Raw genomic sequence first — 26682 nt, forward strand, 5'->3', positions numbered from 1 at the left:
AAAGACGTGGCAGGTTTCGAAGTCGGCATCATTGCGACGATATTCTTCGGTGGACTTGCGGGCTGGCTTGCCGGCAAGTTCATGGACATGCGCTTTGGCATCTTCATGAATATCGTCATCGGCATCGTCGGGGCAGCGATCGCAGCCGCAATCTTTCGGACCTTTGGTGTTTTCGTTGAAGGCAATTGGTTCGGCTACCTGATCACCAGCTTTGTCGGTGCCAGCATCCTTCTCTTCATCGCCAAACTCGTCAGACGGTAACTTTGACTGGGCCGATGCCCGGCCAGACAGGATTTATCCATGGTCACCATCCTCGACAGGATCAACAACAATGCCGCGCCTGCCGGCGAGAAGCGTGTGCGCCATCCGGAAAAGGCCCACAAGCCGGACACGGAAGTGCTGCGCAAGCCGGAATGGATCCGCGTCAAGGCACCGACCTCCAAGGGCTATCACGAGACACGGGAGCTCGTGCGCTCGCACAAGCTGGTGACGGTCTGCGAGGAAGCCGGCTGCCCGAATATCGGCGAGTGCTGGGACAAGAAGCACGCGACCTTCATGATCATGGGCGAGATCTGTACCCGCGCTTGCGCTTTCTGCAATGTCGCGACCGGCAAGCCGAACCCGCTTGATCTCGATGAGCCCGCAAACGTCGCCAAGGCTGTTCGCCAGATGGGCCTCTCCCATGTCGTCATCACCTCTGTCGACCGCGACGATCTTGCCGACGGTGGCGCCGAGCATTTCGAGAAGGTGATCTGGGCCATCCGCGAGGCATCACCGGAAACCACGATCGAAATCCTGACGCCGGACTTCCTGAAGAAGCCTGGCGCGCTTGAGCGCGTCGTGGCCGCGAAGCCCGACGTCTTCAACCACAATATGGAAACCGTGCCCGGCAACTATCTGACGGTACGCCCAGGCGCGCGTTACTTCCACTCCGTCCGCCTTTTGCAGCGGGTGAAGGAACTCGATCCGACCATGTTCACCAAGTCGGGCATCATGGTCGGCCTCGGCGAGGAGCGGAATGAAGTCCTGCAGCTGATGGACGACCTGCGCTCTGCCGACGTCGATTTCCTGACGATTGGTCAGTATCTCCAGCCGACCCGCAAGCACCACAAGGTCGAGCGCTTCGTCACGCCGGAAGAGTTCAAGTCCTATGAGGATATCGCTTACTCCAAGGGCTTTCTCATGGTCTCTTCGAGCCCGCTGACGCGCTCGTCGCATCACGCAGGCGATGACTTTGCGCGGCTAAAGGCGGCGCGAGAGAAAAAGCTCGCGGCAGCAATCTGACAGCACGCCACATATTGTTTAAATGCCCGATGCTCGATAAGAGTGTCGGGCATTTTGCTTTCATGCTTTGCGTGTAATCCGTTCCAAGCTTCACCAACTTCATTGTGCAGCAGGTCTTCCCGTGACCATTTCTATTGACCGAGCAGCGGCCATTGAACAGCTGCGACACGCCAGACGCATCATGGTCGTGGGATGCGCCGGCAGCGGCAAGTCGACATTGTCGATGCGGCTGAGCGAGTCCCTTGATCTTCCTTATCTGTCGATGGATCGGGAGATCTTCTGGCTGCCGGGGTGGCAGCTGCGGCCACGAGCAGAAGCCCTTGAGCGCATGAAGGCCTTTGCGCAGCGTGATCGCTGGATCTTCGACGGTAACAGCCCCGGTAGCATGTCCATCCGACTTGACCGCGCAGACATGGTCATCTGGATGCGTCCTCCTCGTCCTGTGTCAGTCTACGGTATCCTGTCGGGCTGGCTGCGCCATCGCGGAACGATACGACCGGGGATGCCGGAAGGCTGCCCGGAGAAGATGGACTGGCCCTTCTTCCGCTACGTTTGGACCTTTGAGCGCGAAGAAGCGCCACAGTTCGAGTATGCTTTTTCAAAGGCACGCGCGGATCTGCCAATTTTGACATTGCGATCCTTTTCGGAGGCGCGGCAATTGGCAGAAGGGCTGGAGAATGGTCAGCTTGAGGTCGACAGTTGCTGAACAGGTTTAAAACTTCGAGAAGAAGCACGCACCGATCTTCCTCCATAAACTGGAGAAATACGGTGCGACACTTTCGGTCATCGTGGTGAAAACACGCAAAGAGGCCACAGAACTGCTTGATCTTGGCCATTTGCCTGCTTAAGTGCGGCTCATGCCACAATTTGAAACGCGCCGTATCGTCAAGCACTCGCCCGCCCGGATGTATGAACTCGTGGCAGATGTCGAGCGCTATCCTGAATTCCTGCCGCTTTGCGAAGGTCTCAATGTGAGATCGCGCCGTGAAAGAGATGGCAAGGAACTTTTGCTCGCCGACATGACAGTGGGTTACAAGGCCATTCGCGAGACCTTCACGACCCAGGTCCTCTTGAACAGGGCGGATCTTGCAATCGATGTGAAATATATCGAGGGCCCGTTTCGTTATCTGGACAATCGCTGGCGGTTCGTCGACACCGTCGATGGCAACTGCGCAGTCGAGTTCTTCATCGACTACGAGTTCAAGAACCGCATCCTCGGTGCCCTGATGGGGTCCATGTTCGATCGTGCGTTTCGCATGTTCGCCGAAGCCTTCGAAGCGCGGGCAGACAAGGTTTACGCCGGCGTCTGAGCCACCTTGAGGAGCATGTCGAGAGCCGTTCTGATCGTGGCGAGCCGAACCTCATCACGCCCCGGATCCCCATAGCGCATCTCTCGATGATCAACGGTGCCATGGCGGGTCGCAAGAGCCAGGTGTACCAGCCCAACCGGTTTTTCGGCCGATCCACCGCCGGGACCGGCAATCCCCGTAACGGCTACGGCGACTTGCGCATCTGATCGCATCAGAGCCCCGTGCGCCATCTGCAACGCTGTTTCTTTGGAGACAGCACCAAAGGTTTCAACTGTGTTGGCTGAAACGCCGATCAGGTCCATCTTTGCTTGGTTCGTATAGGTCACGAAGCCACGGTCAACGACGGACGAGGACCCGGCAATTTCGGTGAGGGCGCCCGAAATCAGCCCGCCGGTGCAGGATTCCGCCGTCGTGATCATCCATCCACGCTTGCGGTAGGTGGCGATGATTGACGCAGCCTGCGCCTCGATATCTGCCGGATACAGCCCCATCAACTTGCTCTCCGGAAGACGACGCTGGCGGTGGCGATGGCCGCAATGCCTTCGCGCCGACCGACAAAGCCGATCTTCTCGTTGGTTGTCGCCTTGACCGAGCATCGCTCAAGTGAAATGCCGAGGATATCGGAAAGCTTTTGCCGCATGGCCTCACGGTGCGGACCAACTTTCGGCGCCTCGGCAATCAGCGAGACATCGACATTCATGATGGTTCCGCCATTTTGGCGGATGATCTTTGCCGCGTGTTCGAGGAAGATGCGCGAGGGCGCGCCTTTCCATTGCGGATCGGAGGGCGGGAAGTGATCACCGATATCGCCGGCGCCACAGGTCGCCAGCAGGGCATCGGTCAGGGCATGCAGCGCCACATCGGCATCCGAGTGCCCCATCAGTTTCTGGTCATGGGGGATGAAAATGCCGCAGAGTGTAACTCCATCGCCCGGTATCAGCTGATGAACGTCATAACCATTCCCGGTTCTGACATCAGGCAGGCTCCCGCCCAATTTCTCATCGGCCATCGCGATATCCTTGCGTGTTGTGAGTTTGACGTTGTCTGCGGATCCCTCGATGACCTGAACGGGAATGCCGGCCCATTCGGCGATCGATGCGTCATCTGTAAAGCCATTCAAGCCACTTGTTGCCGCTGCCTCATGCGCCCTAAAAATCGCCTCATATTTAAAGGCCTGCGGCGTTTGCGCGGCGCATAAATCATCCCGCGGGACGGTCGTGACAACCCGTCCGTCGCTGGAGAAGCGCTTGATGGTGTCAGTCACGGGTAGAGCAGGCAGGAGTGCAGAATGGCCGGTCATGAAACCATCTCGAACGCGGTCTAGCAGTGCCCGGTCGATGAATGGTCGCACACCGTCCTGTATCAGGACGTGGCTCACGCCTTTCCCTGCAAGAGATCGCAGACCCTGGAGAACCGAGAGCTGTCGTGTCGGTGCCCCGAACGTGACGGCAATATCGTGGCTGCCAGGCAGTTGTGCCGCCATCAGACGGTACAGATCCTCATCGTCCGGATGAATGACCACAATGATCGGTCCGGTATGTGGCCAGTCCAAAAAAGCCTTTATGGTGTGCCAGAGGACTGCGTGACCTCCAATCTGCCGATACTGCTTTGGACCGTCAACTGTCCCTCCGGCCCGCTCGCCGCGACCTGCTGCCACAACTACGACGCCGATTCTGCGATCCCGCTCTTGCTCCATCTGCCTGCCTGGTTCATGACACATTACCTACAACCTGGTGCTCTATCGGCTCCGCGACTGCTTTTCCAGCAGCTGCTCTGTTTTTTGTCGATGCATCGATCATGCCCCTTGGCAATCACTGCGCAACTGGCTAAAAATAGTGCAAGTAGCTTTGATGCCCGAAAGATAATCAATTGACTTCAGTCGCGTTAGATACGCCATTTCAGATTGGCACGGTCAGGGTCCGTAACCGTGTGGTGCTGGCTCCGATGTCTGGCGTAACCGATCTGCCCTTCCGGCAGCTGGCATTTCGCTTTGGTGCTGGCCTTGTTGTAACCGAAATGGTCGCAAGTCGTGAGCTCGTTCACAATGCCGCAGAATCCTGGAGCAGGCTGAAGGGAGCGGGGTTGAATCCGCACATGGTTCAGCTCGCGGGTCGTGATCCACATTGGATGGCGGAGGCGGCAAAGATTGCTGAAGCCAATGGTGCGGACATTATCGACATCAATATGGGCTGCCCTGCGAAGAAGGTCATCGGCGGATATGCCGGTTCGGCCTTGATGCGCGAGCCCGATCACGCACTTTCCATCATCGAGGCGACCGTAAAGGCAGTGTCTGTACCGGTGACCGTGAAGATGCGGCTTGGCTGGGACCATTCGTCTCTGAATGCACCGGAACTTGCAGCTCGCGCGGAGTCTGTCGGAGTGCAGTTGATCACTGTCCATGGTCGCACCCGCATGCAGTTTTACGAAGGCAGCGCTGATTGGGATGCGATTGCAGATGTGCGTAATGCCATCACAGTGCCGCTGGTCGCAAATGGTGATGTGGATACCTCTGACGACGCCACAGAAATAATCAGGCGTTCCGGTGCCGACGCCGTGATGGTTGGTCGGTCCTCCCAGGGGCGGCCGTGGCATGCAGGTGCTCTGGCCGGAGCTGCGCCTCCGCGGCGTGAGGATTTGCCGTCGCTGATCGTGGAGCATTACGAAATGATGCTGGCGCATTATGGGCGCGAAGTGGGGCTGCGCCACGCCCGCAAGCATCTCGGCTGGTATCTCGATCGCCATGCGCCCGAGACGCCCCCCGGACTAAAAGCGGAAATCATGACTACCAAGGATCCGGCCTTTGTCACACGTGCCATGAAACAGGCGCTTGGCAGCACTCAAACCAGCAAACGGGAGGCCGCATGACGGCAAATAGCAGCGGCAATGGCCTAGCGATGGCCGTTCTGAATGCGATACAAAATCCCGTGGTCATGGTGGATCAAAACGGCCACATCGCTTTCGCAAACTGGGAGGCTGAAGCGTTTTTCGGAGCCAGCGCCAGTCATCTCGCACGCTATCGTATCTCGACCTTCATTCCATTCGGCAGCCCTCTTTTGTCATTGATCGATCAGGTCCGCGAGCGCCGCGCGCCTGTGAACGAGTATCGGGTGGACCTCAGTTCCCCGCGTCTTGGGCAGGAAAAACTGGTCGATCTTTATGTTGCGCCGGTTTTGTCCCAACCGGGCAGTGTCGTTGTCGTCTTTCAGGAACGGTCGATGGCGGACAAGATCGATCGCCAATTGACCCACCGGGCTGCGGCTCGTTCGGTTACTGGCCTCGCGTCGATGCTTGCGCATGAAATCAAGAATCCACTCTCGGGCATTCGCGGCGCAGCGCAGCTTCTTGAGACGGCGGTAACCGATGAAGACCGCGCCTTGACCCGGCTGATCTGTGACGAGACCGACCGTATCGTCTCGCTTGTTGATCGCATGGAAGTCTTCTCGGACGAGCGTCCGGTTGATCGCGCGCCGGTGAACATCCATTCGGTTCTGGACCAGGTGAAGGCCGTTGCCAAGGCCGGCTTCGCTCGCAACATTCGCGTCACCGAGAGTTACGATCCGTCGCTGCCCCCGGTCTTTGCCAATCGGGACCAGCTGGTGCAGGTCTTCCTGAACCTGGTGAAAAATGCCGCCGAGGCGATCGGAGATCGGACGGATGGTGAAATTCAGCTTACGACCGCCTATCGACCGGGGATCCGTCTTTCGGTTGCCGGATCACGGGAAAAGATATCGCTTCCCCTGGAATTCTGCGTCCACGATAACGGACCCGGCGTGCCGACTGACCTCCTGCCACACCTTTTTGACCCCTTCATCACGACCAAGACCAACGGTTCCGGCCTCGGACTTGCGCTGGTGGCAAAGATAATCGGCGGTCATGGCGGCATCATCGAATGTGACAGCCAGGCAAGCCGAACCACGTTTCGCGTCCTCATGCCGATGTCCAAGGATACGGCCCTTGAGGATACGCCTCTCGCCAACCCCACAGGAACGAACTGATGACAGCCACGATCCTAGTCGCTGACGATGATGCCGCCATTCGCACTGTGCTCAACCAGGCGCTGACGCGTGCCGGTTACGAGGTTCGTATCACCTCGAACGCGGCCACCCTCTGGCGGTGGATCTCTGCCGGTGAGGGGGACCTGGTGGTGACGGATGTCATCATGCCTGATGAAAATGCCTTCGATCTTCTGCCGCGCATCAAGAAAGCTCGTCCCGAGCTTCCCGTTCTTGTCATGAGTGCGCAAAATACCTTCATGACGGCGATCAAGGCCTCGGAAAAGGGTGCCTATGACTATCTGCCGAAGCCCTTCGATCTGACCGAACTCATCGGCATCATCGGGCGGGCGCTGGCGGAACCGAAGAAGAAGCCCGCTCGCCTCGATGACGACATGCAGGACGGGATGCCGCTCGTGGGTCGTTCAGCGGCAATGCAGGAGATTTACCGCGTTCTTGCCCGTCTAATGCAGACGGATCTGACGCTGATGATTACCGGCGAATCCGGCACCGGCAAGGAACTGGTGGCACGGGCGCTGCATGATTACGGCAAGCGCCGGAACGGCCCCTTTGTCGCAATCAATATGGCCGCAATTCCACGAGATCTGATCGAATCAGAACTTTTTGGGCATGAGAAGGGAGCCTTTACCGGGGCGCAAAATCGCTCGACAGGCCGGTTCGAACAGGCGGAAGGCGGCACGCTGTTTCTCGACGAAATCGGCGATATGCCGATGGATGCACAAACTCGTCTCCTTCGTGTGCTCCAACAGGGCGAATATACGACAGTCGGCGGACGAACCCCCATCCGCACCGATGTGCGTATCGTTGCGGCAACCAACAAGGACCTGAAGCACTCCATCAATCAAGGCCTGTTCCGGGAAGACCTGTATTACCGCTTGAACGTGGTGCCCCTCAGGCTGCCGCCGTTGCGGGACCGCGCCGAGGACATTCCAGATCTCGTTCGCCACTTCATCCAGCAGGGTGAAAAGGAGGGTCTTGATGCCAAGCGCTTCGATCAGGAAGCACTGGAAGTCATGAAGTCTTATCCATGGCCTGGCAATGTCCGTGAACTGGAAAATGTCGTACGCCGCTTGATGGCTCTTTATCCGCAGGACGTCATCTCGCGTGAGATCGTGGATCAGGAACTGCGTTCGGATTTCCCCGACAGCCCGATCGAAAAGACCGGCATTCCGACCGGAACGATGACGATTTCCCAGGCCGTAGAGGAGAATATGCGGACTTATTTCGCAAGTTTCGGCGACGCACTTCCGCCTTCCGGGCTCTATGATCGGGTGCTGACCGAGATGGAGTATCCACTGATTCTTGCTGCATTGACGGCGACCCGAGGGAACCAGATCAAAGCGGCTGACCTGCTCGGCCTCAACCGAAACACTCTGCGCAAGAAGATCCGCGAGCTCGGGGTTTCCGTGTATCGCAGCTCCCGCTCTGCTTGACAAATCCTCGGCACTCGTTGCAATTTCGCCACAAAGCGTTGCTCAAAAGTCACGTTGAAACCTATGGCCTTCATGTCCTTTTCCGTAGAAGAGGCGCGTGACCAACAAACAGCAGCCGCGCTCGGGTCAGCTCTGATCTGAGAGGCACCTTTTCAAGGTGCGGGGGAATTGAATGGTAAGGAACCGGAGAGTGCCTGTCGTGGAGGCAGAAGGTGTGCTGACGCATGACCGTCGTGCATCATTTGCATTGCCCGGCCTGCTCCTCGCCGGTGGCGCTTTGGCTTGTGCGAGCTTCACCCTTCCGGTTCTCCTCGGGCTGACACCGATCGAACCGACGTCGCAGGTCGTCGTTGCCTCAGCCGTCCTGAACTCGCTCTTCATCGTAGGTCTGGTGATCCTGATCGGGCGCGAAGTCATGCGGCTTTTCAAGGCGCGCAACCGTGGTCGGGCAGCGGCCCGGCTGCATGTCCGGATCGTTGCGCTCTTTTCGATCGTCGCCATCACACCGGCAATCCTTGTCGCCATTTTTGCCTCCATCACGCTCAATGTCGGTCTCGACCGTTGGTTCTCGATCCGAACCCAGTCAATCGTTTCCTCATCGATGAATGTCGCGCAGGCCTACATGCTGGAGAATGCCAGCTATCTGCAGGGGCAGACCATTTCGATGGCGAACGACCTGGAGCGCAACCGTTCGCTTTATTTTCTCGACCGCAACGGTTTCATTCAATTGATGACGCGTCAGGCGAGGGGACGCGGCATGCTGGGTGCATTTCTCGTTCGGCAGGACGGTTCGGCGATTGTCCAGGCCGATATCGCAACAGAACGCCCGCTACCGGCAATACCGCTTGATGCCCTTCAGAGTGCTGCGGCCGGACAGCCGACCCTCATTCCGCCAGGTGTCACCAATCTTGTCGGCGCTGTGATCAAGCTGGATTCCTTGTCGGGGACCTTCCTCTACACCGTGCGTGCTGTTGATCCCAAAGTCATGGGTGCAATGCGGCTAATGGAGGATAATGCTGCCGAATACCAGGCCATGAGCGAAGGACGTACGACGCTACAGATCGCGTTCGCTGTTCTTTATCTGGGATTCGCGCTGATCGTTCTCCTCGCGGCAATCTGGACTGCTATTGCAGTCGCGGACCGTATTGTCAGGCCCATCAGGCTGCTGATCGGTGCCGCAGACAGCATTGCATCGGGCAACCTGAACGTCGTCGTTCCTGTTCGCGCAGCTGATGGCGATGTCGGCAGTCTGTCTCGAACCTTCAACAAGATGATTACCCAGATCCGCAGCCAGCGCGACGAGATCCTCGAGGCCAAGGATGAAGTAGACGACAGGCGCCGATTTATAGAGGCCGTCCTCTCGGGCGTTACCGCGGCCGTGATCGGTGTGGAAGACGACGGCGTCGTTACGATCGTCAATCCTTCCGCAGAATTCCTCTTGGCACTCCCGTCCGACCGTTTACTCGGGCAGAAATTGTCGCTTGTTGCGCCTGAGGTTGATCGGGTTCTTTCGGAGGCTGCGGTTCGTCACCGTGGTGAGTATCGTGAGCAGATCAACATGCTTCGCTCCGGCAAGGAGAGGACGCTGAACGTTCAGGTGACCCGGGAGGAAACCCGAGGCTCAGCCGATTCCTACGTGATTACGCTTGATGACATTACCGATCTCGTCATTGCGCAACGTTCCACAGCCTGGGCGGATGTCGCACGGCGTATTGCCCATGAGATCAAGAATCCGCTGACACCGATCCAGCTGTCTGCAGAGCGTCTGAAGCGCCGTTACGGCAAACAGATCGCTGACGATGACAAGGCGGTTTTTGATCAGTGCACGGACACGATTGTCCGTCAGGTCGAAGACATCGGTCGGATGGTCGATGAGTTCTCGGCGTTCGCGCGCATGCCGAAACCAGCGAAACAGAAGGCTGATCTGCGCGACATTTTGAAGGATGCCGTCTTCTTGCGGGAAATCGGGAGCAATGAAATCGAGTTCCTGCGAGAATTCGGAGATGAACCGCTGGAAGGTGACTTTGATGCCCGAATGCTGGCTCAGGCGGTTGGGAACATTGTGAAGAATGCAGCCGAGTCGATCGAAGCCGTGCCAGTCCACGAATTGGGCGGTCGGGGCAAGATACTTGTCAGGTCTTCACATGACGCGGCGCTGGACCGCTATGTCGTTGATGTAATTGACAACGGGCGCGGTCTGCCGGTGGAAAATCGTCACCGCATTCTTGAGCCTTACATGACGATGCGGGAAAAGGGCACAGGTCTTGGCCTCGCGATCGTCAAGAAAATTATTGAAGAGCATGGTGGGCAGCTTGAACTCCATGACGCGCCGGCAGACTTCGACCGCGGTCGGGGTGCGATGATCCGCATTGTTTTGCCGCGTGTTGAAAGTGGTTCAACTGCCGAACCGGAAAGTAACAGGGAAAAGGCATATGGCCTCTGACATTCTGGTCGTTGATGACGAAGAGGATATTCGCGAAATCGTGTCCGGTATTCTGAGCGATGAGGGGCATGAGACGCGAACGGCGCATGATGCAGACAGCGCGCTTGCAGCGATTTCTGATCGCATGCCGCGCCTTTTGTTCCTCGATATCTGGATGCAGGGGAGCCGTCTCGACGGTCTCGCGCTGCTGGACGAGATCAAGTCCCGTTATCCGGACCTGCCGGTTGTGATGATATCTGGCCATGGAAACATCGAAACGGCGGTCTCGGCGATCAAGCGTGGTGCTTTCGACTTCATCGAAAAACCATTCAAGGCAGACCGCCTGATCCTCATTGCTGAGCGGGCGCTTGAAAACTCAAAGCTGAAGCGCGAGGTTTCTGATCTGAAGCGTCGCACCGGTGATGCCATTGAGCTGATTGGGACGTCGGTCGCCGTGTCACAGCTTCGCCAGACCATCGAGAAGGTGGCGCCGACAAACAGCCGCATCATGATTTTCGGCCCCTCCGGGTCCGGCAAGGAACTCGTGGCGCGGATGATTCACAAGCGTTCCAGCAGATCTGCCGGTCCCTTCGTGTCCCTCAACGCCGCAGCGATCACGCCGGAGCGTATGGAACTGGCCTTGTTCGGCTCCGAAGGCTCTCCTGGGCAGCCGAGGCGCATCGGTGCGTTGGAAGAGGCCCATAGGGGGATTTTGTATCTCGACGAGATCGGCGAAATGCCGCGCGAAACGCAGAACAAGATCCTTCGGGTTCTGGTCGAACAACAGTTCGAGCGAGTAGGTGGAACAAAGCGGGTCAAGGTCGATGTCCGGATCATATCCTCTTCCGCCTATAACCTTGAAGGCCTTATTGCCGAAGGTCGCTTCCGCGAAGATCTGTTTCATCGCCTCGCTGTCGTTCCGATCAAGGTACCAGCGCTCGCGGAGCGGCGTGAGGACATTCCGTTCCTCGTCGATCTCTTCATGCGCCAGATCTCCGAACACGCCGGCATCCGCCAGCGAAAGATCGGTGACGACGCGATGGCGGTGCTGCAAGCCAATGACTGGCCCGGCAACATCCGGCAGCTCCGCAACAACATCGAGCGCCTGATGATTCTTGCTCAGGGCGACGGTCCCGATACCCCGATTACGGCGGAGATGCTTCCGCCTGACTTGTCGGACATGCTGCCGAAGGTGTCTGCGCGAAATGACAGTCACATCATGACCTTGCCTCTGCGTGAGGCTCGCGAAATGTTCGAGCGCGATTACTTGATTGCCCAGATCAACCGATTCGGCGGCAATATCTCGCGCACGGCAGAATTCGTAGGGATGGAGAGGTCCGCCCTCCATCGCAAACTGAAGTCTCTTGGCGTATAAACTGCTGATCGGTGCCCGAGGCGGATTCGCCTTGGGTTAGTCGCCTGGAGAGGCATCATGAAAGTAATCATCTGCGGGGCGGGACAGGTCGGCTACGGCATCGCCGAACGGCTATCCCTTGAGGACAACGACGTATCGGTCATCGATACATCCGCGTCGCTCGTCGCCCATATTACAGAAACCCTGGACGTACGCGGCTATGTCGGTCACGGCGCGCATCCGGATGTGCTGGCACGAGCCGGTGCAGATCAGGCAGACATGATCATTGCGGTCACGCTCTATGACGAGATCAACATGATCGCATGTCAGGTGGCGCACTCGCTGTTCAACGTGCCCACTCGTATTGCCCGTATCCGCTCTCAGAACTATCTGCGGCCGGAATACTCCGACTTGTTCAGTCGCGATAATCTGCCTATTGATGTGGCAATCTCGCCTGAGATCGAAGTCGGCAAGATGGTTTTGCGCAGGATTTCTTTCCCTGGTGCAACGGATATAGTTCGGTTCGCTGACGATAATGTCGCCATGCTCGCAATCGAGTGCATGGAGGATTGCCCGGTGGTCGACACTCCGCTGCAGCAATTGAGCGAACTCTTCCCGGACTTGATGGCGACCGTGACGGCTGTTTACCGAAACGGAAAGCTGCGCATCGTCAATTCTCGGGATCAATTGTCCGTCGGCGACCTCGCCTATGTCATATGCCAGCGGGATCATGCCCGCAGAACACTCGGCCTGTTCGGGCATGAGGAGCAGGAAGCTGGGCGGATCGTCATCGCGGGTGGTGGCAATATTGGTTACTATGTTGCCCGCACCATAGAAGAGATGCAGCCAAAGACCCGGATCAAGATCATCGAAAGCGACCGAGAACGGGCCATTTCGGTGTCAGAACAGCTCCGTATGGGCATTGTCCTGCACGGTTCTGCACTGGACCAGAATATTCTGCAGCAGGCTGATATCGAGAATGCCGATTTGATCGTGACCCTCACGAACAATGACCAGACAAACATCTTGAGCGCGGCTATGGCGAAACGACTCGGCTGCAAGTCCGGCATGGTATTGATCAATAATCCATCCTTTCATGATCTGGCGGGATCAATTGGGATTGATGCCTATATCAACCCAAGGGCTGTCACGATTTCCCGGGTGCTGCAGCATGCCCGCAAGGGGCGAATCCGTGCTGTCTATGCGGTTCAAAAAGGCATGGCGGAGGTCATCGAGGCCGAAGCGCTGGAAACATCGCCCCTGGTTGGCAGACCGTTTCGGGAGCTGGAACTGCCGGCCGGTCTGCGTATCGGCGCAATCTACCGCGACGGTACGGTGATCCGCCCGAACGGCGACACCAAGATCAAGGCGAAGGACCGCGTCGTCATCTTCGCTACCGCAGGTGCAGTCAAGGATGTGGAACAGATGTTCCGCGTGTCGATCCAATATTTCTGAAAGACCAAAACACAGATGCCGAGAATAGCTTACGTCAATGGACGCTATCTTCCCCACAAGGACGCCTCCGTCCATATCGAGGATCGAGGTTATCAATTCGCTGATGGCGTTTACGAGGTTTGTGAAGTCCGGCATGGCGTGATCGTTGATCTGACCCGCCATCTTGATCGTCTGGACCGATCGCTTTCGGAACTGCGTATCCACCATCCGATGTCACGGGCGGCTTTGACACATGTGATCCGCGAGGTGCTGCGTCGCAATCGGGTACGCAACGGTCTTTTCTATCTTCAGGTGACGCGTGGTGTTGCGCGACGCGATCACGTTTTCCCCGGTCCCGATGTCAAGCCGTCGCTCGTGATTACGGCAAAGAGCACTGATCCAAAGGTTATTGCTCTGAAAAACGCGAATGGCATCAAGGCGATCACCCTTGCCGATAACCGCTGGTCCCGTGTCGACATCAAGAGTGTGGGTCTTTTGCCAAACGCCATGGCGCGACAGCAGGCAAAGGAAACAGGTGCGCAGGAGGCGATTTACGTCGATTCCGAAGGCATGGTGACGGAAGGTGCGGCAACGAATGTCTGGATCGTGGATGCCGCTGGTCGGCTTGTTACTCGACCGGCGGAGCAGGGCATCCTGCGTGGCATTACGCGAACGACACTCATCGATGTCTCCAGGCATCTCGGCATGGAAATTGAGGAGCGACGCTTCTCCCGCGATGAGATGCTGAAAGCGCGTGAGGTCTTCATCACCGCCGCAACAAGCATCTGTTTTCCGGTCGTTGAGATCGATGGCGTGGTGATCGGAAATGGTCACCCCGGTACCGTTGCGGACAAAATTCGCTCGACTTTTTTCGACATTGCGGAAAAGACAGCGATTTGATACCAACTTTGCGGTGAAGGGGCGGGGGGACATAAATGCCCGACACACCTGACCAGTTCTAAGAATAATGACACCGGCAATGACCGGCAAAAACGAAAGAAGCGGCGCGATGGCGGAACGTTCTCAGAATCTGCAGGATCTATTTCTCAACACAGTACGCAAACAGAAGATTTCACTGACCATCTTTTTGATCAATGGCGTGAAACTGACCGGTGTTGTAACGTCATTCGACAATTTCTGCGTTCTTTTGCGGCGCGACGGGCATTCCCAGCTGGTCTACAAACACGCGATCTCCACCATCATGCCCGGTCAGCCGATGCAGATGTTCGAGAGCGAAGACACGCAATCCGGACAGGACTGATATCATCACCAGCCGCGACATAACAAACGAATCGATCATCCCGGAGGACGAAAAGCGCCGGGATGATATGCGGGCGCTCGTGCTTGTACCTGTCTTGAAACAGGCGAAGCCCCAGCCGCTGCCCGAAGGTGCGCCACCGGTTCCTAGCCGCTCGAACGAAGCGCGCCTCGAAGAGGCGGTCGGCCTTGCCCGCGCCATCGATCTCGCCATCGTTCAGGGTTTGATCGTCACGGTCAGCCAGCCGCGCCCGGCGACACTCATGGGTTCCGGCAAGATTGCTGAGGTCAAGGCGCTGCTCGACGAGCATGACGCCGGCCTCATTATCGTCGATCATCCCCTGACACCGGTGCAACAGCGCAATCTGGAGAAGGAATGGGGCGCCAAGGTCATCGACCGGACCGGCCTCATCCTCGAAATCTTCGGCCGCCGTGCCTCCACCAAGGAAGGCACGCTGCAGGTCGAGCTTGCGCATCTCAACTACCAGAAGGGCCGTCTGGTCCGTTCCTGGACCCACCTTGAACGCCAGCGCGGCGGCGCGGGCTTCATGGGCGGTCCGGGTGAAACCCAGATCGAAGCCGACCGCCGACTGCTTCAAGACAAGATCGTCAAACTGGAGCGCGAACTCGAACAGGTGGTGCGCACCCGCCAGCTTCATCGCGCGAAGCGCCGCAAGGTGCCGCATCCGATCGTGGCACTCGTTGGCTACACCAATGCCGGCAAGTCGACGCTGTTCAACCGGATCACCGGTGCGGGTGTGCTGGCTGAAGACATGCTGTTTGCGACGCTGGACCCGACGCTGCGCCGCATGAAGCTGCCGCATGGTCGCACCGTGATCATGTCGGACACCGTCGGCTTCATCTCCGACCTGCCCACCCACCTCGTCGCCGCCTTCCGCGCGACGCTGGAAGAGGTGCTCGAAGCCGATCTCATCCTCCATGTCCGCGACATGTCGGATCCTGATAACGGTGCCCAATCGGCAGATGTCCTGCGCATCCTCGATGATCTCGGCATTGACGAGAAAGAGCGTTCCGAGCGCATCATTGAGGTATGGAACAAGATCGATCGTCTTGCCACAGAGAATCATGACGGTTTGTTGCAAAAGGCGGCGGGGCGCCCAAATGTTCTGCCCGTTTCGGCTATCTCGGGCGAAGGCGTGGAAACGCTATTGGCCGTAATCGCCGAACGCCTATCGGGCGTTTTAACGGAAGCGGCCATCACTGTCCCGGCTGACAAGCACGCGGTTGTATCCTGGCTCTATGAGAACGCAATCGTCGATGAACGCCGAGACCAGGATGATGGCTCTGTGGAACTCGATGTTCGCCTCACTGATCGGCAGGCAAACGAGCTTGAACGCAAGCTTGGAGCCCCAGCTCCCCGTGCAAAGGAAGATTGGGAGCGGTAGCAGCTCCCGGGTCGGGATTGCACTTTCTCCACGCTTTGATCCACGTCAAGTGATCGCATTCCTCAGTGTGTCAACTTTTGTTTACACACTGAGGAGGTGGTCATGCGCATCGTCTTTATCCATCCGAACTATCACTCCGGCGGCGCCGAGATTGCCGGTAACTGGCCGCCTGCCTGGGTCGCCTATCTCGGCGGCGCGCTGAAGTCCGCAGGCTTTACCGACATCCACTTCCTCGATGCCATGACCAATGACATGACCGAGGACCGGCTGCGTGAGGAATTGCGCCGCCTGCAGCCGGACTTGATCGGCTGCACCGCGATCACCCCGTCGATCTACATGGCCGAGCGCTGCCTCGAAATTGCCAGGGAAGTCTGCCCTCAGGCACTCCGGGTCCTCGGCGGCATCCATGCCACCTTCATGTACCAGCAGGTCTTGACCGAGGCGCCCTATATCGACGTCATTGTCCGTGGCGAAGGCGAGGAGATCATCGTCGAACTCGCCCGCGCTTATGCCGCCGGCAACTGGAAAGAGACGAGAGCGGGCATCAAGGGCCTCGCCTATATCACCGACGACGGCAAGATCATCGCGACGCCTGCCGCACCCACCGTCAAGAACTTCGATGCCGTCGAGCCGGATTGGACCCTGCTCGAATGGGAGAAATACATCTATGTGCCGCTTGGCGTCAGGGTCGCGATCCCCAACATGGCGCGGGGCTGCCCCTTCACCTGCTCGTTCTGTTCTCAGTGGAAGTTCTGGCGAGATTATCGCATCCGTGATCCGAAGAAGGTGGTCGACGAGATCGAGAAACTGGTCAACGACCATCAGGTCGGCTTCTTCATCCTCGCCGACGAGGAACCGACCATCAACCGCAAGAAGTTCATCGCCTTTTGCGAGGAGCTGATCGCCCGCGGCCTGCCGGACAAGGTCAAATGGGGCATCAACACCCGTGTCACCGACATTATCAGAGACGAGGAATATCTGGCCCTCTATCGCAAGGCCGGCCTCGTGCATGTCTCGCTCGGCACGGAAGCCGCCGCCCAGCTGAAGCTCGACCGCTTCAACAAGGAAACCAAGGTCGCCGAGAACAAGAAGGCGATCCGCCTGCTCCGTGAGGCTGATATCTTCACCGAAGCGCAGTTCATCGTTGGTCTTGAGAATGAGACGGCGGAGACGCTGGAGGAAACCTATCGCATGGCGCGCGACTGGAACCCGGATCTCGCCAACTGGGCCATGTATACGCCCTGGCCGTTCTCGCCGCTCTTCCAGGAACTCGGCGACAAGGTCGAGATCTTCGACTTCTCGAAATACAATTTCGTGACACCGATCATGAAGCCGGATGCCATGGATCGTGCCGAGCTGCTCGACCGTGTGATGAACAATTACCGCCGCTTCTACATGATCAAGGCGCTCTTCCATTATCCATGGCGCGGCAAGGGTTTTCGCCGCCGCTATCTGCTCGGCTGCCTCAAGGCCTTTCTCAAGGCTGGCTTCGAGCGCAAGTTCTATGATCTCGGCAAGCACAATTACTGGGGCCCGCAATCGAAGGAGAAGGTTGATTTCGGCTTCGATATGAGCCGCAAGATCGCACCAGCCCAGATGGCCGACTGGCAGGCGGCGTCCGACCGCGCAAGTCAGCTGCGTGCCCGCAAGGCAGGCGAGGCGGAAGAGGCACGAACGCCCGTCATGGCCTGCGGCGGAGGGCCGGAGAGCCACGATGCCCACGTCTGACAACGGACTGGCAAGGCTTTTCGCCGATGCCGAGCGACCGGAAACGCCTCCCGCTCGTCCGCCAGCCCGCATCGGTCCGAACGCGATCATCCAGACAGGTGAGGCCCTTTCCGCCCTCGACGGGCCTGGTGCCGCACGCCTGATTTTCGAGGCAGCCGGGTTAGGGCGATACATCGGTGTTGTGCCGACGACGATGATAGACGAGCGCGAACCCGTGGCGCTCTTTGCCGCCGTCCAGGCGACGCTCCCGCCCGCAGAGGCCGACCGCGTCTTGGCCGATGCCGGACATCGGACGGGACATTACATTCTGGAAAATCGCATCCCGCCGATTGCGCGGCAAATCCTGCCGAAGCTGCCGCCCGGGCTGTCCTCGCGTCTGCTCGTATCCGCCATTGCCCGCCACGCCTGGACCTTTGCCGGCAGTGGGAGCTTTGAGGGCAGGGTTACCGGATGGACACGTCCGGTGGTGACCCTGGCCATCGCCGCAAACCCGCTCGCCACGGCCGGATGCCCTTGGCATGGTGCGGTCTTCCAGCGGCTGTTTGCGAGCCTGTGCGGGAATGTGGGATCGGTCCGGCACAGTCAGTGCTGCGCCCGTGGGGACGGCTTTTGCGTCACCCAGCTCAGTCTGGCTCCGATACCTTGATGGTGGTCGCGACCGCTTCAAATGCCTTTCTGCAAAGAACTGGATCACGAGAAACGGCTGTGTCTGTTCAGCCAAACTGACCCCGATGGCCAAAAACCATTCATTCCCAGGCGGGTCACGGGAAGGGAAAAATCCGACGGAACCGGTAGACCGTATCTACGACAATAGTCGTTTGATGCGTTGAGTTATGTGGTGAAGTGACATGGACGGTTTGTCTGAGCTGATAAGAGCGTACGGGACATGGATCTACATCCTGCTCTTTGCATACTGTATGTTGAAAAGCGGCAGTCTCCCCTTGTTCGCGGGCTATGCAGCTCATGCACAAGCTTTGGATTTGCCCCTTGTTTTGGTCGTGACCTTTGCGGGTGGCTACCTGGGTGACGAAGCACGGTTCTTCATTGCCAGACGATACGGAGACGCCTGGTTGAAGAGGTGGCGGTTCGCCGAGAGGACATATTCAGGAGCGAGAGCCCTGATTGCAAACTACGGCAGTGCCTACATCTTTATCTACAGATATCCCAAGGGCATGCGGACCATAGGGGCGCTCCCGGTCGGACTCGGAACCATGTCGTGGGGCAGGTTTACGGTCTTGAACGCAGCGTCGGCCATGCTTTGGACGGCCTTGCTGGTCTCCGTGGGTTTCGTTTTCGGCTCACAGGTGGAGGAGGCTGTGGAAGCAGGGTGGGGCTTTGCAAGTGTTGTTTTGCTTGCCGCTATGGTCTTTCTCATAGCTTTCGCGTGGTGGCGGATAAACAAGATTGGTACGCACAGCCCGAACATTCAGGAGGATCTCGTTCGCAGTCATCAATAGCGCTGCGGCTGACTGCGGCACGCCGTTTGCCCGCCGTCTATCTGGTCTTCGCCGCCTGCCAGAGCTCTTCCATGCGTTCCAGAGAGGCGCCGTCCAATGTTTCACCTGATGCTTGAAGAGATGTCTCTATATAACTGAATCGATTTCGGAACTTTGTGTTTGTTCCGCGCAGGGCCTGCTCCGGTTCCGCCCCCACATGCCGGCCAATATTGACCAGTGCAAAGATCAGATCGCCGAGTTCGTCCTTGACCTTGTCCGGTCTGTTTTCGGCAAGCGCCTCGCGCAATTCGCCGATCTCCTCCTCGATCTTGTCGAGGATGGGGGCAGCCTCCGACCAGTCGAAGCCGACCTTGGCCGCACGTTCCTGCAGCTTCAGGGCTTCGGTGAGGGCCGGAAATGACCGCTGCACCGATCCGAGATAGCCGGTGTCGGGATCAGCCGCCGAGCCACGGGCTGCGCGGCGTGCGAGACGTTCGGCCTTTTCCTGCTGCTTGATCTTGTCCCACTGCGCCTTGACCGCCTCCGGCGTATCGGTATCAGAGCGGGCAAAGACATGCGGGTGGCGGCGGATCATCTTATTCGTGATCGCCTCCACCACGTCGCCGAAGGAGAACAGGCCTTCCTCCTCGGCGATACGGGCATGGAAGACCACCTGCAGCAACAGATCCCCCAGTTCCTCGCAGAGATCATCCGGGTCCTTGCGCTCGATGGCGTCGGCCACCTCATAGGCCTCCTCGATCGTATAGGGTTTGATCGTCTCGAATGTCTGGACGATGTCCCAGGGGCAGCCGGTCTCAGGCTGGCGCAGTGCCGCCATGATCTCGAGCAGGCGATTGATGTCCTTGGAGGCTTCCATGATGGTCCTGTCTGATCGCTCAGTTGAGGGGAATGTCGTTTTCGCCCTTGGACGACTGGTATGCGTCCGACAGGCGGTCATATTCCGCCTTGATCCGGCTGACCTGCTCGAAAAGTACGGGGCGTTCGGCGTCGTCGGCGGAGGCCACCATTTCGATCATCGCATGGCTGAGCCAGAAGGCGTTCTGCCGCCGATAGCCACCGGGTTCAAGGCCAAAGACCTCCTTGAGGATCTTCAGGTCATGCGGGATGGCAAAGGCGTCGCGGCTGTCTTCGTGGCTGAAGAAATAGTAGAAATTGTCGAAACCGGCCCAGGTGATCGCCGACATGCACATGGTGCAGGGTTCGTGCGTCGACAGAAAGATCAGATCCTTCGTATTGGGGCGCTCGCCCCGCTCGTAGAAGCGTTTCAGCGTATGGACCTCGCCATGCCAGAGCGGGTTTTCCAGCTCGTTGTTGGTTTCGGCGAGAACGAGCGACAGGTCCGACTTGCGAAGGATCGCGGCTCCGAAAACCTTGTTGCCCGCCGCAACGCCTTTGGCCGTCAGCGGCAGAATGTCGTGTTCGATCACGTCGAGCAGTCGACGGGTCAAATCGGGTGAGGTCATCTGGTGCCGCTCCGCTGTTGTGCAATGCGATACTATCGCTTGCCAAGCGACCTTCGAAAGGGAAATGATAGGAGGTAAGCGGTTTTTCCCCTGTCGGGACCGTTGTCGCCAAGTCAGGGTAGGTCTTTGACGTCTGCGGTGCAATTTGCTCGCATCGGCAAGGGGACTAGGACAGAAATACGCAAGCGGCAGGGCGAAGGAATTTCTGTTTCTTCAATTTCTAAGACCGGGACGCGATAGTGTCGTCCACTGGCATCGGATGATTCATGGCACAGCAGGACAAACAGCTTTCTGTCTTTCCGGCCTTCTTCAAGGTCGAGAACGAGGTCGCCGCCGTTTTTGGAAACGGTGACGAGGCCTATGCAAAGGCACGCCTGTTGAAGAATACAGAAGCCCGCATCGTCGCCTATGCCGATGCTCCGGAAGCCGATTACGCCGCCTTCCTCGCTGCGAACGCCATCGAGCAGATGTCCGAGCCTTTCGATCCTTCGCAAGTTCAGGGCGCGCGCCTGGTCTTTGCCGCAACGGGTGAGGGCGCTCTCGACCGCGAGATCGTCGCTGCCGCCCGCGCGGCCCGGATCCCGGCCAATGCGGTGGATCAGCCGGATTATTGCGATTTCTACACGCCGGCGCTCGTCAACCGTGCACCGATCGCTGTGGCCATCGGAACTGAAGGCGTGGGCCCGGTGCTCGCCCAGATGATCCGCGCCGACATCGACCGTCTGCTGCCACGCTCGCTCGGCAAGCTCGGGCGTCTCGCCAATTCTTACCGCCGCGCGGTTGATCGTCTCGTGCCCCGTGGTGCGCCGCGCCGCCTGTTCTGGCGCGATTTCTTCAAGGGCAAGGTCGCTGATCACGTCGAGGCCGACGAGATCAGCCTGGCCCGCCGTGAAGCCACCCGTCTCCTGAAGGGCGTTGCTGCCGATCGGGTCGAAGGCCGCGTTTTCCTCGTCGGTGCCGGCCCGGGTGCCGAAGACCTGCTGACGCTGCGCGCCCATCGCCTGATGATGGAATGCGACGTCATCGTCTATGACGCGCTGGTGCCGCGCGAAGTGGTCGATATGGGCCGCCGTGACGCCGAGCGCATTCCCGTCGGCAAGCGCAAGGGCTGTCATTCGAAGTCGCAGAGCGAAATCAATGCGCTGCTCGTCGAGCTTGGTCATGCGGGCAAGCGTGTCGTCCGTCTGAAGTCGGGTGATCCGCTGGTCTTCGGTCGTGCCGGCGAAGAGATGGCAGCGTTGCGCGATGCGGGCATTGCCTACGAGATTGTGCCCGGCGTAACCTCGGCACTCGCCGCCGCCGCAGACTTCGAACTGCCGCTGACGCTGCGCGGCGTTTCCTCGTCGCTGGTCTTCACGACCGGCCACGATTTGCAGGGTAATGTGTTGCCGGATTGGGCGCGGCTTGCGCTGTCGGGCGCAACCGTTGCCGTCTATATGGGCCGCACGGTCGCGGCCTCCGTCGCCGAGCGTCTGATGCAGGGCGGCCTCGCCGAGGATACGACGGTTGCCGTTGTCGAGAATGCCGGGCGCCGCGACAGCCGTCTGCTGCATGGCACGCTCAAGGAATTGCCGGGGCTCGAGGCTCGTACCGAGTTGACCGGCCCGGTCATGGTCATTATCGGCGACGCTGTCGCCGGCGCCGATTTCAGCCGCTCCGAACCGCTCGGTGCGCGTGTCACGGCTGAACTGGAAACTGCAAGGATTTGACGATGGTAGATAAGGTTCTCACAGCAAACCGCCTGACCGACGGCATCGCCGTCTGGCTCGATGCCAATGGCCAGTGGACCGAGCGTCTGCAGGAAGCCTTTGTCGCGCGCCATGCCGAGGCCGTCGAAGCCCTGGAAGCCGCCGGCAAGCAGGCCTTCGCCAGCAATCTCGTGGTCGACCTCAATGTCATCGAAATCGAGGAAAAGGACGGTATCCTGCGCCCCCTTCGCCTGCGCGAACGTATCCGGGCGGAAGGCCCGACCATTGCATATGCCGAGGGTCACGGTTATGCCGACCCGGCATTCATCGCCGCTTGAGGCTGAGGTTTAGACATGTACCGTTATGACGAATTCGACCACGCTTTTGTGTCGGCGCGCGTAGAGCAGTTCCGCGACCAGGTGGCTCGCCGCCTCTCCGGTGAACTCGCCGAAGACGCCTTCAAGCCGCTGCGCCTGATGAACGGCGTCTATCTCCAGCTGCATGCCTACATGCTGCGCGTCGCCATCCCCTATGGCACGCTGAATTCGAAGCAGATGCGCATGCTGGCCCACATCGCACGTAAATATGACCGTGGTTATGGACACTTCACCACCCGCCAGAACATCCAGTACAACTGGCCGAAGCTCTCCGACACGCCCGATATCCTGAAGGATCTCGCAAGCGTCGAGATGCATGCGATCCAGACCTCGGGCAATTGCATCCGCAACGTGACGGCCGATCATTTCGCCGGTGCTGCCGCCGACGAGGTCGCCGATCCGCGACCCTATGCCGAAATCCTGCGCCAGTGGTCCTCGCTGCATCCGGAATTCTCCTTCCTGCCGCGCAAGTTCAAGATCGCCGTCACCGGCGCCGAGAAGGACCGTGCGGCCATCCAGGTGCATGACATCGGTCTGCATCTGAAGAAGAATGAAGCTGGCGAACTCGGCTTTGCCGTCTATGTCGGCGGTGGCCAGGGCCGCACCCCGCTGATCGCCAAGAAGATCCGCGACTTCCTGCCGGAAGCCGACCTTCTGACCTACATCACCGCGATCGTGCGCGTGTACAATCTGCATGGCCGCCGCGACAACAAGTACAAGGCCCGCATCAAGATCCTCGTGCACGAAACCGGTGTCGAAGAACTGACCCGTCAGGTCGAGGCCGAATTCGACCAGATCCGTGACAGCGAACTGAAGCTGCCGGAAGGCGATATCCGCGCCATCGAGACCTATTTCGCGCCTCCGGCACTCGCTGCGCGCGCCGACGGTTGGGATGCTCTGGCCCGTGCGCAGAAGGCGGATGCCGCCTTTGCTGCCTGGGTGCGCCACAATGTGAAGGAGCATCGCCACCCGGATTATGCCATGGTGACGATCTCGCTGAAGCCGATCGGTGGCACGCCGGGCGATGCCTCGGACGCCCAGATGGATCTGGTGGCTGACCTCGCTGAGACCTATGCTTTCGACGAAATCCGCGTCAGCCACGAGCAGAACCTGATCCTGCCGCATATCGCCAAGGGTGATCTCTATCCGCTCTATCAGGCGCTGGAGAAGGCGGGACTTGCGACCGCCAACTCCAACCTGATTACCGACATGATCGCCTGTCCGGGGCTTGACTACTGCGCGCTCGCCAATGCGCGTTCGATCCCGGTCGCCCAGGCGATCTCCGAGCGCTTTGGCTCCCTGGAGCGTCAGCAGGAGATCGGCGAACTCAAGATCAAGATCTCCGGCTGCATCAATGCCTGCGGGCACCACCATGTCGGCCATATCGGCCTGCTCGGTGTCGAGAAGAAGGGTGCCGAGCTCTACCAGATCACGCTGGGTGGTTCCGGTGACGAGAACTCCTCGATCGGCGAGATCATCGGTCGCGGCTTCGAGCCGGAAAAGGTGACGGACGCCGTCGAGACGATCGTTGATACCTATCTCGGCCTCCGCCTCGATCCGAAGGAAACCTTCCTCGAAGCCTATCGCCGTGTCGGCCCCAAGCCGTTCAAGGACGCGCTTTATGGCAACGCCTCTGCCGAAGCCGCGTGAGACTGGAAGAATTATGACCAAGATCTGGAAAGAAACCGGTTTCGTCGATGGCGACATCTGGGTAACCGAAACGGAAGAGCGCAAGGCAGGCGAGGGCGAAAAGGCCATTCTCCCGCTGGACTCTTTCCTGGAAACCGTTGGTGAGACCAACGATGTCGGCCTCGGCGTGCTGATTGCACCGGCAGACGACGTGAAGAAGCTTGAGCCTTATCTCGACCGTATCGCACTGATCGCGGTCGCGTTTCCGGCCTTCAACGATGGCCGTGGTTTCAGCCATGCGTCGCTGCTGCGCGAGCGTCTGCGCTATTCCGGCGAGTTGCGCGCCGTTGGCGACGTCCTGATCGACCAGGTGCCGCTGATGCTGCGCACCGGCTTCGACAGCTTCGCCGTCACCAATCCCGTCGCCCAGCGGCGGCTTGCTGATAACTGTCTCACCGGCGTCGCCCAGCGTTACCAGCCGACGGCTCGAGGATCCGAAGCGGTTGGCGGTTTCAGCTGGCGTCGCCTCGGCTCCACTGGTGCCTGAGACATAGAAATATCGCTATCACAGGGCGGCAAATTGACCTCGGTCAAGGTTGCCGCCTTCGCTTTAACGGATATCTCGGCTGCGAAATGCGCATGCCGGCTGAATTGTGGAATGGGACGGTCTGGATTATAGGCTCTTCCCAATCGACTGAACGATAGGACCGACAGCCTATGAATGCTCCTGTGAAGACCGACAACGCCGAACTGATCGTGCCCGAAGGCGTTTATGCCGAAACGGTGCTAAGCGTGACGCACTATACCGACCGCCTGTTCCGCTTCCGCATGACCCGCCCCGCCGGCTTCCGCTTCCGCTCGGGCGAGTTTGCGATGATTGGCCTGATGGTCGAGAGCAAGCCGATCTACCGCGCCTATTCCATCGCAAGTCCATCCTGGGACGAGGAACTCGAATTCTTCTCGATCAAGGTTCCTGACGGCCCGCTGACCCAGCATCTGCAGAAGATTAAGCCGGGCGACAAGGTGCTGATGCGCAAGAAGCCGACCGGCACGCTGGTGCTGGATGCGCTCACCCCCGGCAAGCGCCTCTACATGTTCTCGACCGGCACCGGTATTGCGCCCTTTGCCAGCCTGATCCGCGATCCCGAGACCTATGAAAAGTTCGAGGAAGTCATCCTCACCCATACCTGTCGCGACGTGGCGGAGCTGAAATACGGCTTCGATCTGGTTGAGGAAATCAAGAACCATGAATTCCTGGCCGAACTGGTCGGCGACAAGCTGAAGCATTACGCAACGGTGACCCGCGAAGACTATCCATTCAAGGGGCGCATCACTGATCTGATGGAAAGCGGGAAACTCTTCGCGGACCTGGGTGTACCACCGCTGGACCCTTCGACTGACCGTGGGATGATCTGCGGCTCGACGGCCATGCTGAAGGATACGAAGACGATCCTTGAGCAGGCAGGCCTCACCGAAGGCGCCAACAACAAGCCGGCCGAATTCGTCATCGAACGCGCCTTCGTTGGCTGATTGAATCGAGGTCATGATTGTACGCCCGGTCTGCTGCGCCGGGCGTCATTCGTTTAAAGCGCTACTGTCAGGTTCTGCCCGTTGCGCAATTCCATCTGAATCTTGCCGCCGCTGATCACTCCCAAGCGTTCAATCGGCGAGGGCACATCCCATTGTTTTTCGATTGTGGTGTGGCCTTGTTCAAACGAAATTGCCAGGAGGCGTGTCCGTTCCAATGACGGCAAGACGATCTCAGCGCTTCCGTCGCCATCCAGATCTGCAATGCGCGACAGGTCGAGATCCCGGCTGCCATTGATGTGATTTGTCACACCGTCGATGCCGCCGAGGTTCACAAGGCGCTTGCCTTCAATACGGAAGAAGCGGAGCGATCCCGTCAGATGTGGCGTCACGACCGCCGCGATCAGGGGCTCGCCCGATCCAGAGAAATCGGCAATGCCGACCGGATTGAGCCAGCGGTTTCGTCGCCCGATGGCCTCGTTTTCAGCCATCAACTCGATTGTGCCGTCCCTGATGGTGTAGAGCGCAAGCGATGCACCCAGCGCAAGATTCGCCCGGACGATCAGGGCCTCCGGGCTACCATCTCCATCGATGTCAGTCAGTCTGACGCGCCGATCCTCATAAACTTGATCTGCCGGAAGTCGGAATGAGTATTGCGTTCCATTCCGTTCAATAACGAAGCCTTCCGCTTCGATTGAATCACCCAGGGCTGCATGGCCATAGATGGCGGTAGGGCCGACAAGCCAGGCCGAATAGTCTTTGTATTTCGTAGTCTCGCCATCCGGCAGCTTGTTCATGTCTTGCGCGGCCACAAGACTTGTCGCGAAGGTTAAGGCGAGAGCCGTCGACAATCTTGCTTTGAACACTGAGCGGTCTCCTCGACAAACAAACTTGGCGCGA

Annotated in this window: 26 protein-coding genes; 21 read left to right on the forward strand and 5 right to left on the reverse strand. The window is 58.8% G+C overall.

The genetic code is table 11. The features are described from left to right. Positions 1–6: 6 nt before the first annotated feature. From FE840_RS13130 to FE840_RS13145, 4 genes are all read left to right on the forward strand, one after another. Positions 7–261: a GlsB/YeaQ/YmgE family stress response membrane protein gene (locus FE840_RS13130; RefSeq protein ID WP_246318771.1), complete on the forward strand. Its 255-nt coding sequence runs from the start codon at positions 7–9 to the stop codon at positions 259–261. A gap of 39 nt (positions 262–300) precedes the next feature. Next, on the forward strand, positions 301–1284 hold the full coding sequence (gene lipA / locus FE840_RS13135; RefSeq protein ID WP_138288686.1) for a lipoyl synthase: 984 nt from the start codon (positions 301–303) through the stop codon (positions 1282–1284). A gap of 121 nt (positions 1285–1405) precedes the next feature. Next, complete coding sequence (locus FE840_RS13140; RefSeq protein WP_138288685.1) at positions 1406–1990, forward strand: P-loop NTPase family protein; 585 nt, start codon at positions 1406–1408, stop codon at positions 1988–1990. Between the two features lie 151 nt (positions 1991–2141). Further along, positions 2142–2594 (forward strand): type II toxin-antitoxin system RatA family toxin, encoded by a 453-nt coding sequence (locus FE840_RS13145; protein WP_138288684.1) that lies wholly within the window; start codon positions 2142–2144, stop codon positions 2592–2594. Here FE840_RS13145 and FE840_RS13150 read toward each other — a convergent pair. Beyond that, complete coding sequence (locus tag FE840_RS13150) at positions 2579–3085, reverse strand: CinA family protein (RefSeq protein WP_138288683.1); 507 nt, start codon at positions 3083–3085, stop codon at positions 2579–2581. The genes FE840_RS13145 and FE840_RS13150 overlap by 16 nt on opposite strands. After that, positions 3085–4290 (reverse strand): bifunctional 2-C-methyl-D-erythritol 4-phosphate cytidylyltransferase/2-C-methyl-D-erythritol 2,4-cyclodiphosphate synthase, encoded by a 1206-nt coding sequence (locus FE840_RS13155; protein ID WP_138288682.1) that lies wholly within the window; start codon positions 4288–4290, stop codon positions 3085–3087. The genes FE840_RS13150 and FE840_RS13155 overlap by 1 nt, the downstream gene beginning before the upstream one ends. A gap of 173 nt (positions 4291–4463) precedes the next feature. Between FE840_RS13155 and dusB the strand changes: the two genes are divergently transcribed. The 12 genes from dusB to FE840_RS13215 all read left to right on the forward strand — a co-directional run bounded on the left by dusB (position 4464) and on the right by FE840_RS13215 (position 19098). After that, positions 4464–5459: a tRNA dihydrouridine synthase DusB gene (dusB, locus tag FE840_RS13160; protein ID WP_138288681.1), complete on the forward strand. Its 996-nt coding sequence runs from the start codon at positions 4464–4466 to the stop codon at positions 5457–5459. Further along, positions 5456–6589 carry a two-component system sensor histidine kinase NtrB gene (locus FE840_RS13165; protein ID WP_138288680.1) on the forward strand — a complete coding sequence of 378 codons (1134 nt, stop codon included), beginning with the start codon at positions 5456–5458 and terminating at the stop codon, positions 6587–6589. Before dusB ends, FE840_RS13165 begins: the two co-directional genes overlap by 4 nt. Beyond that, positions 6589–8040, forward strand: coding sequence for a nitrogen regulation protein NR(I) (gene ntrC / locus FE840_RS13170; protein ID WP_138288679.1), 1452 nt, complete (start codon positions 6589–6591; stop codon positions 8038–8040). The genes FE840_RS13165 and ntrC overlap by 1 nt, the downstream gene beginning before the upstream one ends. 172 nt (positions 8041–8212) lie before the next feature. After that, positions 8213–10483 carry a sensor histidine kinase NtrY-like gene (locus FE840_RS13175; protein ID WP_138288678.1) on the forward strand — a complete coding sequence of 757 codons (2271 nt, stop codon included), beginning with the start codon at positions 8213–8215 and terminating at the stop codon, positions 10481–10483. Beyond that, the gene (gene ntrX / locus FE840_RS13180) at positions 10473–11837 is read left to right on the forward strand and encodes a nitrogen assimilation response regulator NtrX (RefSeq protein ID WP_138288677.1); all 1365 of its coding nucleotides are present in this window, start codon (positions 10473–10475) and stop codon (positions 11835–11837) included. Before FE840_RS13175 ends, ntrX begins: the two co-directional genes overlap by 11 nt. Positions 11838–11894: 57 nt before the next feature. After that, positions 11895–13271 (forward strand): Trk system potassium transporter TrkA, encoded by a 1377-nt coding sequence (gene trkA, locus FE840_RS13185; RefSeq protein ID WP_138288676.1) that lies wholly within the window; start codon positions 11895–11897, stop codon positions 13269–13271. A gap of 15 nt (positions 13272–13286) precedes the next feature. Beyond that, positions 13287–14150, forward strand: a complete 864-nt coding sequence (locus FE840_RS13190; protein WP_138288675.1) for a D-amino-acid transaminase — start codon at positions 13287–13289, stop codon at positions 14148–14150. Positions 14151–14259: 109 nt separating this feature from the next. Then, positions 14260–14511, forward strand: coding sequence for an RNA chaperone Hfq (gene hfq / locus FE840_RS13195; RefSeq protein ID WP_138288674.1), 252 nt, complete (start codon positions 14260–14262; stop codon positions 14509–14511). Positions 14512–14578: 67 nt separating this feature from the next. Further along, a complete protein-coding gene (hflX, locus tag FE840_RS13200) occupies positions 14579–15913 on the forward strand; it encodes a GTPase HflX (RefSeq protein WP_138288673.1) in 1335 nt (444 codons plus the stop codon). Positions 15914–16015: 102 nt separating this feature from the next. Next, positions 16016–17641 carry a magnesium-protoporphyrin IX monomethyl ester anaerobic oxidative cyclase gene (gene bchE / locus FE840_RS13205; RefSeq protein ID WP_138288672.1) on the forward strand — a complete coding sequence of 542 codons (1626 nt, stop codon included), beginning with the start codon at positions 16016–16018 and terminating at the stop codon, positions 17639–17641. Further along, a complete protein-coding gene (bchJ, locus tag FE840_RS13210; protein ID WP_138288671.1) occupies positions 17628–18287 on the forward strand; it encodes a bacteriochlorophyll 4-vinyl reductase in 660 nt (219 codons plus the stop codon). The genes bchE and bchJ overlap by 14 nt, the downstream gene beginning before the upstream one ends. A 202-nt stretch (positions 18288–18489) precedes the next feature. Next, positions 18490–19098: a DedA family protein gene (locus tag FE840_RS13215; RefSeq protein ID WP_138288670.1), complete on the forward strand. Its 609-nt coding sequence runs from the start codon at positions 18490–18492 to the stop codon at positions 19096–19098. A gap of 37 nt (positions 19099–19135) precedes the next feature. On the opposite strand, the gene mazG is transcribed toward FE840_RS13215, so the two are convergent. Next, the gene (gene mazG / locus FE840_RS13220) at positions 19136–19954 is read right to left on the reverse strand and encodes a nucleoside triphosphate pyrophosphohydrolase (protein ID WP_138288669.1); all 819 of its coding nucleotides are present in this window, start codon (positions 19952–19954) and stop codon (positions 19136–19138) included. A gap of 19 nt (positions 19955–19973) precedes the next feature. Beyond that, a complete protein-coding gene (locus tag FE840_RS13225) occupies positions 19974–20561 on the reverse strand; it encodes a deaminase (protein WP_138288668.1) in 588 nt (195 codons plus the stop codon). 266 nt (positions 20562–20827) lie between these two features. On the opposite strand from FE840_RS13225, the gene cysG reads away from it, so the two are divergent. The 5 genes from cysG to FE840_RS13250 all read left to right on the forward strand — a co-directional run bounded on the left by cysG (position 20828) and on the right by FE840_RS13250 (position 25785). After that, on the forward strand, positions 20828–22270 hold the full coding sequence (gene cysG, locus FE840_RS13230) for a siroheme synthase CysG (RefSeq protein ID WP_138288667.1): 1443 nt from the start codon (positions 20828–20830) through the stop codon (positions 22268–22270). Between the two features lie 2 nt (positions 22271–22272). Beyond that, positions 22273–22587, forward strand: coding sequence for a DUF2849 domain-containing protein (locus FE840_RS13235; RefSeq protein WP_138288666.1), 315 nt, complete (start codon positions 22273–22275; stop codon positions 22585–22587). Between the two features lie 15 nt (positions 22588–22602). Beyond that, positions 22603–24276, forward strand: coding sequence for a nitrite/sulfite reductase (locus tag FE840_RS13240; protein ID WP_138288665.1), 1674 nt, complete (start codon positions 22603–22605; stop codon positions 24274–24276). A 13-nt stretch (positions 24277–24289) separates the two neighbouring features. Next, on the forward strand, positions 24290–24802 hold the full coding sequence (locus FE840_RS13245) for a DUF934 domain-containing protein (RefSeq protein ID WP_138288664.1): 513 nt from the start codon (positions 24290–24292) through the stop codon (positions 24800–24802). A 170-nt stretch (positions 24803–24972) separates the two neighbouring features. Next, on the forward strand, positions 24973–25785 hold the full coding sequence (locus FE840_RS13250; protein ID WP_138288663.1) for a ferredoxin--NADP reductase: 813 nt from the start codon (positions 24973–24975) through the stop codon (positions 25783–25785). A 53-nt stretch (positions 25786–25838) separates the two neighbouring features. Here FE840_RS13250 and FE840_RS13255 read toward each other — a convergent pair whose 3' ends face one another. After that, positions 25839–26648, reverse strand: coding sequence for a hypothetical protein (locus FE840_RS13255; RefSeq protein WP_138288662.1), 810 nt, complete (start codon positions 26646–26648; stop codon positions 25839–25841). Positions 26649–26682 lie beyond the last annotated feature (34 nt).

Source organism: Peteryoungia desertarenae (assembly GCF_005860795.2).
Classification (GTDB): Bacteria; Pseudomonadota; Alphaproteobacteria; order Rhizobiales; family Rhizobiaceae; genus Allorhizobium; species Allorhizobium desertarenae.